Here is a 2,622-nt window from a genome sequence, read left to right as displayed (position 1 = left end):
TGTCGCGCGACGATCAGGGTGAGAAAGCGCGACAATCAAGATGAGAATACGGTGTGTCGGGATCGGCGGAGGGCGTAGCCCGTAGCCGGTCCCGACACACCGGAGGCCCTCTTTGCGAGGTGCCTGTGATGGTCGTGGTGCCGCTATGTGTTGGGTTTTCCGGGGAGGAGGACCTGACGTGTGGCTGGCCGACACATCAACGATCATCAGGTGAGACTTTTCATGACCAACAGACGTAATGACCCCGTCGCTCTGGCGGCGGCTAAGGCCGGGTTCAGCCCGGCAACGGGCTATCGCATTCTGCAGGATGGCCGGTTGCCAACACAGCGGCAAACCCCCCGCGGTCGGCGCCGACCCGATCCCTTGGCCGGTGTCTTCGATGAAGTGGTCGTGCCGATGCTCGAGGCTGCTCCCGGCCTCCGACCTATCGCCATTTTTGAAGAATTGCGGCGGCGATACCCCGAGACGACATTCGGCTCTAGGCGGACGCTGGAGAGGCGCATTCGCGATTGGCGCGCCATGAACGGGCAGGATCGTGAAGTCATTTTCCGGCAAGTGCACGAAGCGGGACGGCTCGGCCTGTCCGATTTTACATGCATGGACGATCTGGCGGTTTCGATCGCCGGACAACCACTGGATCATCTGCTCTATCACTTCCGGCTGCCTTGCGGCGGCTTCGAGCACGGGCATATCATCCTGGGCGGCGAGAGTTTCGTTGCCTTGGCTGAAGGGCTGCAGAACGCGCTCTGGTCAGCAGGTGGTGCGCCGAAGCTTCATCGTACCGACAGCCTCTCGGCCGCCTTCCGCAATCTCGACGCCGATACCAGGATCGACCTGACCAACCGCTATGATGCGCTCTGTGCCCATTATGGAATGGAGCCCACGAGAAACAACCGGGGCGTTGCTCACGAGAACGGCGCGATCGAGAGTGCTCATGGCCACATCAAGGCTGGTGTGAAGGATGCGCTACTGTTACGTGGTAGCAGCGACTTCGCCGACCTTGCCCACTATCGCCGCTTTATCGACGAGGTGGTAATTGCGCGCAATCGGCGGCACGGGCCTGGCATCGATGCCGAACGCAAGTTCCTGCAGCCGCTGCCGGACGTTCGTACCACCGATTACGAAGAGGTTCTTGTCACAGTCACCTCCTCGGGCGGCTTCACGCTGCGCAAGGTGTTCTACACGGTCCCATCCCGCCTGATCGGGCATCGCTTACGTGTCCGCCTGTATGATGACCGCCTCGACGTCTTCATTGGGGGCACGAGGCTCATGACCCTGCCGCGTGGCCGTGCCGGCATGAACGGGAAGCACGGCCACGTTGTCGATTACCGCCACGTGATCCATTCCCTGCGCCGCAAACCCATGGCGCTGCTGGGGCTGGTCTATCGCGACAGCCTGTTCCCGCGAGATGCCTATCGTCTGATGTTCGACCACTTGCTGGAAGTTCATGGCGAGCGGGAGGCATGCCGCACCACCGTAGAACTTCTGGCCATGGCCCACGAACGCGCATGCGAAGCCGAACTCGCCGGGCTCCTGGCCGAGGATCTGGCCGCGCGCCAAACACCGTGTCTGACAACCTTGCGAGCCCGGTTCAGTCCCGATCCTGCCGACCTACCCGAAGTCGTGGTCGAACTGGTGCCGCTCTCGATCTACGATGGACTGATCGAACAGGGAGAAGCCGCATGAGCGCCGCTCCCATGATCGATGCACAGCGCCTTAGCCTAATGCTCAACGAACTGCGCTTGCCCACCATCAAGCACATCTGGGGAGACTTCGCCGTCCAGGCGGACAAGGAGGGTTGGCCCGCCAGCAGGTTCCTTGCCGCGCTCGCCGAGCACGAACTAGCCGAACGAGATCGCCGCCGGATCGAGCGTCACCTGGCAGAGGCTCATCTGCCTGCGGGCAAAACCCTGGACTGCTTCGCCTTCGATGCCGTGCCGATGATCTCCAAGGCCCAGGTCATGGCCATATGCGCCGGAGATGGCTGGCTCGAGCAAGGCGCCAACCTCATCCTGTTCGGTCCGCCGGGGGGTGGCAAAACCCATCTTGCTGCAGCTATCGGCCTTGCTTTGGTGGAACGAGGCTGGAGAGTTCTATTCACCCGAACTTCCGACCTTGTGCAACGCCTGCAGGTCGCGCGGCGCGAACTTGCACTTGAATCCGCGATGGCCAAGCTCGACAAATACCACCTGCTCGTTCTTGACGACTTCGCCTACATCTCGCGCGATCAAGCCGAGACATCGGTCCTCTTCGAGCTGATCAGCGCCCGCTACGAGCGACGGTCGTTGCTGATCACCGCCAACCAGCCCTTTGGCGAATGGAACAAGGTCTTCCCAGATCCCGCGATGACGCTCGCCGCCGTCGACAGGCTCGTGCACCACGCCACCATCTTTGAGATGAACGTCGAAAGTTACCGCAGACGCACCGCACAGGCGAGACGCACCGGCGCTGGACGCCCCGCTGCTTACACCACACCAAAGGTCATCGAGACCATCCGCGACAATCAGGATGAGAACGACGAACTTGCCAGCGACAATCAAAACAGGCACTGATCGACGCGCCGCGACAATCACATTCTCATCCTGATTGACGCGCAATCCTCATCCAGTTTGTCGCGCTACA

Annotated in this window: 2 protein-coding genes; both read left to right on the top strand. The window is 61.4% G+C overall.

Features of this window, described 5'->3' with window-relative positions; all coding sequences use genetic code 11:
* Window positions 1-180 precede the first annotated feature (180 nt).
* A complete protein-coding gene (istA, locus tag AC1Q5P_RS21755; RefSeq protein WP_492520010.1) occupies window positions 181-1,686 on the top strand; it encodes an IS21 family transposase in 1,506 nt (501 codons plus the stop codon).
* Window positions 1,683-2,552 carry an IS21-like element helper ATPase IstB gene (gene istB / locus AC1Q5P_RS21750; RefSeq protein ID WP_492520009.1) on the top strand — a complete coding sequence of 290 codons (870 nt, stop codon included), beginning with the start codon at window positions 1,683-1,685 and terminating at the stop codon, window positions 2,550-2,552. Before istA ends, istB begins: the two co-directional genes overlap by 4 nt.
* The last annotated feature ends 70 nt before the right edge of the window (window positions 2,553-2,622 follow it).

The organism is Novosphingobium sp. GW835-FHT14H07 (genome assembly GCF_058793515.1).
The sequence above is the reverse complement of the archived record's forward strand: the minus strand, read 5'-3'. Positions and strand labels throughout refer to the sequence as shown.

Bases quoted from the DNA above. Each gene is read 5' to 3' on its own strand.
- istB (WP_492520009.1), top strand. From the start codon at position 1,683: ATGAGCGCCGCTCCCATGATCGATGCACAGCGCCTTAGCCTAATGCTC.